Raw genomic sequence first — 5,121 nt, 5'->3', positions numbered from 1 at the left:
GCCCGCAGCACTTCCTTGACCACTTCGGGCATGTCCTGGCCGGCGCGGTGCAGCCAGGCGCTGGCTTCCTGCGTGCCGAAGAACAAGGCCAGGTGGCGGCGCAGCGCCTGGCGGGCCGACTCGGCCAGCAGCGTGGCCAGCCGGTCGGGCGGCAGTTGCGGCGGCAACACGCCGCTGGCCATCGGCACGTCGAAGGCCAGCAGCCGCCAGCCTTCGGCCGGCACCGCATGCACGGCCACGCGCGGCAGCGGCAGGCCCAGCTCCAGGTTGATGCGGTCGAGCATGGCTTCGAGCGCGCCGACCAGGCGCGGCGCCATGCCGCCTTGCAGCGCGCTGGCCGCCACTTCCAGCTGCAGCGCCGACGTGGGCCGCGGCACCGGCGGCGCGGTGTGCAGCACCGCGGGCGGCGTGTCCTTGCGGCGCAGCAGGGTTTCGCGCGCGGGCCGCGAGAACTGCTGCCAGCGGGCCCGCACCGTGGGCAGCAGCAGCGCACCGGCCGCCCCAAAGGCCAGGCCCAGCACCAGGAACACATACCAGGGAAAGCCGGGCACCAGCGCCAGCAGCACGCACAGGCCGCCGGCCACCAGCAGCACCCGCGGCTTGGCGCCCACCTGGCGCACGATGGCATCGCCGAGGTGGCGGTCCTGCTCGTCGTCGCCGGCGCGGGTGACGATGAGGCCGGCCGACATGGCCGCCAGCAGCGCCGGGATCTGCGCCACCATGCCGTCGCCGATGGTGAGCACCGAGTACTTGACCAGCGCCGCGCCCACCGGCATGCCCTGCTGCAGCACGCCCACGCCCAGGCCGCCCAGCAGATTGATGACGATGATGACGATGCCGGCGATGGCATCGCCCTTGACGAACTTCATCGCGCCGTCCAGGCTGCCGTGCAGCTTGCTTTCCAGCTCCAGCTCGCGGCGCTTGCGGCGGGCTTCGTCCTTGTCCAGCAGGCCCGAGCGCAGGTCGGAATCGATGGACAGCTGCTTGCCCGGCATCGCATCCAGCGAGAAGCGGGCCGCCACCTCGGCCACCCGTTCGGCGCCCTTGGCGATGACGATGAACTGCACCACGGTGATGATGAGGAACACCACCAGGCCCACCACCAGGCTGCCACCGGCCACCATGTGGCCGAACGCATCGATGATGTGGCCGGCATGCCCTTCCAGCAGGATGAGCTTGGTGGTGGCCACCGACACCGCCAGCCGGAACAGCGTGGTGATGAGCAGCACGCTGGGAAACACCGAGAACTCCAGCGGCGAGCTGATGTACAGCGACACCAGCAGCAGCAGCACGCCGATGGCGATGTTCACCGCCACCATCGCATCGATGACCAGCGGCGTCAGCGTGAGCACCATCATCGCCAGGATGGCCAGCACGCCGGCCACCAGCAGCAGGTCGCTGATGCTCGATCGCCGCGCTGCGGCGCCGTGGTGCAGCTGCGTGGTCATGGCTGGGCCACCCGTTGCAGGGCGGGCAGCGCCTGCGGCGCAAAGCCGGCCAGCCAGCGGTAGCGCTGCATCACCTGCTGCACATAGCCCTGCGTTTCGGCATAAGGCGGAATGCGGCGGCCATGGCGTTCCACCGCGCCTTCACCGGCGTTGTAGGCGGCCAGCACCAGCGGCAGGTCGCCGTTGAAGCGGCGCTGCAGCAGCTTGAGGTAGCTGGCGCTGACCTCCAGGTTGGCACCGGGGTCGCTCAGCGCGCCTTCGGCCTGCAGGCCGAAGCGGCGTGCGGTGGTGGGCATCACCTGCATCAGGCCGCGGGCACCGGCCGGCGACAAGGCCTGGGCCTGGTGGCGCGACTCCACATGCGCGATGGCATGCAGCAGCAGCGGGTCGATGTCGTGGCGGCGCGCGGCCTCGTCCACCAGTGGCGCCAGCTGCAGCGCACGCAGGGCCTGAGGGGCCAGCGTGGGGCGGCCCTTGAGCGACATCGGCGCCGATACGCCGGGCACGGGCTGGGCCGAAGGCGCCCAGGTGCTGGCCGGCCGAGGTGGCACCGGGGCCAGCGGCGGCAGCGCGCGCTGCGCGGTGCCGTCGATCTCGAAGAGCTTGAGGTACAGCGCCTGCGGGGCTGCCTTGACGCTGCCTGCCGCATCAGCGGCTGGCGCATGGGCGCCTGCCCCGCAGGCCTGTTCGATGGCCAGGCGGAACTTGCTGCGCTGGGCCGCACTCCATCCTTCGCAAGCCAGGCCATCGGCCGCGTGCACGCTGGCAGCCCCCAGGGCCAGCCCGGCCAGGCACAGCAGCCGGGCCGTGGCGGCCTGGGGCTCAAGGTGCCTGTGAAGGGCCCGCCGGGAAACCGGCGGCTGATGCACGACTGCTTGCTTCATTGGCATGGCGTGAAGTTTTTCCGCCCCAGCGCCCGGCTTTCGTGACAGCTCGCTGCGCGATTGTTTCAAGCGATTAACGCGGCCACCGCCGCAAGCCCTGACTAACAACGCGCGAGCGCGCACGCTTGCCTAGACAGGCTGCAGGCCCGGGCGGGCCGCTGCGGTGGTTGCACTCGGTGACAAGGCATGGCGCCTCGCCCTGACGATGAGCACCCTGATACCGCGACGCCCACAGCGTCATTGCGACAGGTTCATGCGCCTGTCATCCGGGGCGCTGCACCATGGCCGCGGCCCGTCACACGGAACCCCATGGCAGACAAGAACGACGGCGGCGACAAGACCGAACAGCCCACACCGAAAAAGCTCCTGGACGCCCGCAAGAAGGGCCAGATCCCCAAGAGCAAGGACCTCACCAGCACCGTGGAGCTGCTGGTCTGGTTCGGCCTGGCCGTGCTGGCGCTGGGGCCGGTGACCCAGCAGCTGGGCGCGGTGATGGAAGCGGCGCTGGCCAGCATCGACCAGCCCTTTGCGGTGGCCGCGCCGCGGCTGGCCGGGCAGGCGCTGCAAGCCTTGCTGCTCATCAGCGCCTGGCTGCTGCTGCCGGTGGCGGCGGTGGGTGTGCTGGCCGAGTTCCTGCAGGCCGGGCCGGTGTTTGCGCTGGACAAGGTCAAGCCCAAGCTGGAGAACATGAACCCGGTGGAAGGCGTCAAGCGCATGTTCACCATGGACAACCTGGTGGAGGTGGCCAAGGCCGTGGCCAAGACCGCGCTGCTGCTGGCCATCGGCTGGCTGGTGCTGCGGGCGCTGCTGCCGCAGGTGGCCTTGCTGCCGCTGAGCACGCGGCCGAGCCTGGTGGGCACCGCGCTGTGGGAAGTGGCGCGCCCTGTGCTGCTGTGGACGGTGATCGTCTTCGTGCTGGTAGCGGTGCTGGACGCGGCCTACCAGCGCTGGAGCTTCACCAAGAAGATGCGCATGAGCCGCCGCGACATCCGCCAGGAAGGCAAGGACAACGAAGGCGACCCGATGATCAAGGCGCAGCGCCGGCAGGCGCATGAAGAATGGTCGCAGCGCAACTCGGCCCAGGCGGCGCGGCAGGCCAACGTGCTGGTGGTCAACCCCACCCATGTGGCCATTGCCATCGACTACGACCGCGAGACCTGCCCCGTGCCCACGCTGGCCGCCAAGGGCGAGGATGAGGTGGCCCGCAGCATGCGGGAGGCGGCCGAAGAAGCCGGCGTGCCCATCCTGCGCAACGTGGGCCTGGCGCGCGACCTGCTGGCCCGTGGCGAGGTGGGCGAGCTGGTGCCGGCCGACCTGTTCGACGTGATCGCCGAGGTGATCCTGTGGGCGCGCAGCGAGCGCCAGCGGCGCGAGAACGAAGCATGACCGACACCCCCAGCTTGTCCATACAACTGCTGAGCACCGCGCTGGCGCTGGGCTTCGTGCTGCTCTTGGCCTGGGTGGGCCTGCGCCTGCTCAAGCGGCTGCAGGCGGGCCGTGCCCGTGGTGCATCGGCCAGCCAGCCGCAGGTGCTGCACAGCGTAGCCCTGGGCCCGCGAGAGCGGCTGGTGAGCGTGCGCCACCGGGGCCGCGAGTACCTGCTGGGCGTGACGCCCGGTGCCATCAGCGTGATCGATGCCGACGTGCGGCCCGCGCCGCTGGGGCCCGGGCAGCCCACTGGCGAGGACACGGGCGCACCCTAGCTATGGCGCGCACCAGCTACACGCCAAAGGCCGCAACGCGTGCAATGCACTCCGTCAGCGCTGCCAACGAAATGCAGCGCGGCGCGGGGTCCGGAGGGCCGGCACCCGCCTCGATCACCTAGTAGGAGAGAAGCATGTCTGGAGCATTGAAGAGCGTGTTTGGTGGCGGCAACATCTTCGGCTCGCTGCTGAGCCTGGCCAGCCTGGCCTTCCCGCCGCTGGCCATCGCCGGCTCGATGAGCAACCTGCTGACGCAGGCCATCGGCACCGCGGTGAAGATGGCGGCCGACACGCTGATGAAGGAATTCGGCATGCCGAAGTTCGTGCGCGACATCGTCAACACGGTGGTCGACGGCGCGGTCTCGGGCAACACCACCGCCAGCGAGCCCGACGTGGACAACTTCGTCGAGCAACAGGCCGGCGCCGAGGTGCAGCAGTTCGCGCAGGAGTCGGCCCAGGCCATCGTGCAACGTGCCATGGCCAAGATGCGTTCCGAAGGTCTGGAGAACAGCGACGAGACCCGCAGCAAGGCCCGCAGCGGCCGCGCCGGCTCAGGCAGCTGGCTGGAAGCCATCGCCGCCGCCATGGGCGAAGTGCTGGGCGAGAAGGCTTCGAAGATGGTTGAATTGTCGAACAAGATCGCTTCGACGGCCGGTGAAGAAGGCAAGTCGGCGGCCAAGGCCAACGCGGCGGCCACCACCGAAATGCAGGCCACCAGCCAGATGTTCTCGCTGATGCAAAGCGGCTTCTCCAACACCATCAAGGCGATCGGCGAAGGCCTGTCGCAGATGGCACGCAAGGGCTGATCAACAGCGTTTGCAGCCGTGGGGCCCTTCGGGGCCCTTTCGGCTTTTTCCGAAGGTGCAAGTCAACATGAAGGAGTGCAACAACATGATTCGACAGCGGATGCGATGGCTGGCCACCGGGCTGCTGGTCACCGGCCTGCTCGCCACTTCCGGTGCCTGGGCACAGAACGCCTTCATGATGGACGGTGGCGCCTTCAGCAACATGATGATGCAGCCGCAGATCTACGACGGCCTGCGGCGCAACATGGAACTGGCGCGCGGCAAGGACTGGGGCAAGGAG

The 5,121-nt window shown here is 69.5% G+C and carries 6 protein-coding genes; 4 read left to right on the top strand and 2 right to left on the bottom strand.

From position 1 onward, the window contains the following. Both ABNT58_RS16725 and ABNT58_RS16720 read right to left on the bottom strand, forming a co-directional pair. Window positions 1-1,448, bottom strand: a 1,448-nt coding sequence (locus tag ABNT58_RS16725) for a flagellar biosynthesis protein FlhA (protein WP_348754581.1), incomplete at its 3' end; no start/stop codon positions are given. Continuing rightward, window positions 1,445-2,332: a lytic transglycosylase domain-containing protein gene (locus ABNT58_RS16720; protein ID WP_348754580.1), complete on the bottom strand. Its 888-nt coding sequence runs from the start codon at window positions 2,330-2,332 to the stop codon at window positions 1,445-1,447. The genes ABNT58_RS16720 and ABNT58_RS16725, both read right to left, overlap by 4 nt. Before the next feature lie 309 nt (window positions 2,333-2,641). Between ABNT58_RS16720 and sctU the strand changes: the two genes are divergently transcribed. The 4 genes from sctU to ABNT58_RS16700 all read left to right on the top strand — a co-directional run. Continuing rightward, window positions 2,642-3,718 carry a type III secretion system export apparatus subunit SctU gene (gene sctU / locus ABNT58_RS16715; RefSeq protein WP_348754579.1) on the top strand — a complete coding sequence of 359 codons (1,077 nt, stop codon included), beginning with the start codon at window positions 2,642-2,644 and terminating at the stop codon, window positions 3,716-3,718. Further along, entirely contained in the window at window positions 3,715-4,035 is a 321-nt protein-coding gene (locus ABNT58_RS16710) for a flagellar biosynthetic protein FliO (RefSeq protein WP_348754578.1), read from the top strand. Before sctU ends, ABNT58_RS16710 begins: the two co-directional genes overlap by 4 nt. 134 nt (window positions 4,036-4,169) lie before the next feature. Continuing rightward, window positions 4,170-4,841, top strand: a complete 672-nt coding sequence (locus tag ABNT58_RS16705) for a hypothetical protein (protein WP_348754577.1) — start codon at window positions 4,170-4,172, stop codon at window positions 4,839-4,841. Window positions 4,842-4,926: 85 nt separating this feature from the next. After that, window positions 4,927-5,121, top strand: a 195-nt coding sequence (locus ABNT58_RS16700) for a hypothetical protein (protein WP_348754576.1), incomplete at its 3' end; no start/stop codon positions are given.

The sequence above is a fragment of the uncultured Aquincola sp. genome, assembly GCF_964001545.1.
GTDB lineage: Bacteria > Pseudomonadota > Gammaproteobacteria > Burkholderiales > Burkholderiaceae_C > Aquincola.
Note: the sequence above shows the minus strand (reverse complement) of the source record. Positions and strands in the feature narration are given on the sequence as shown.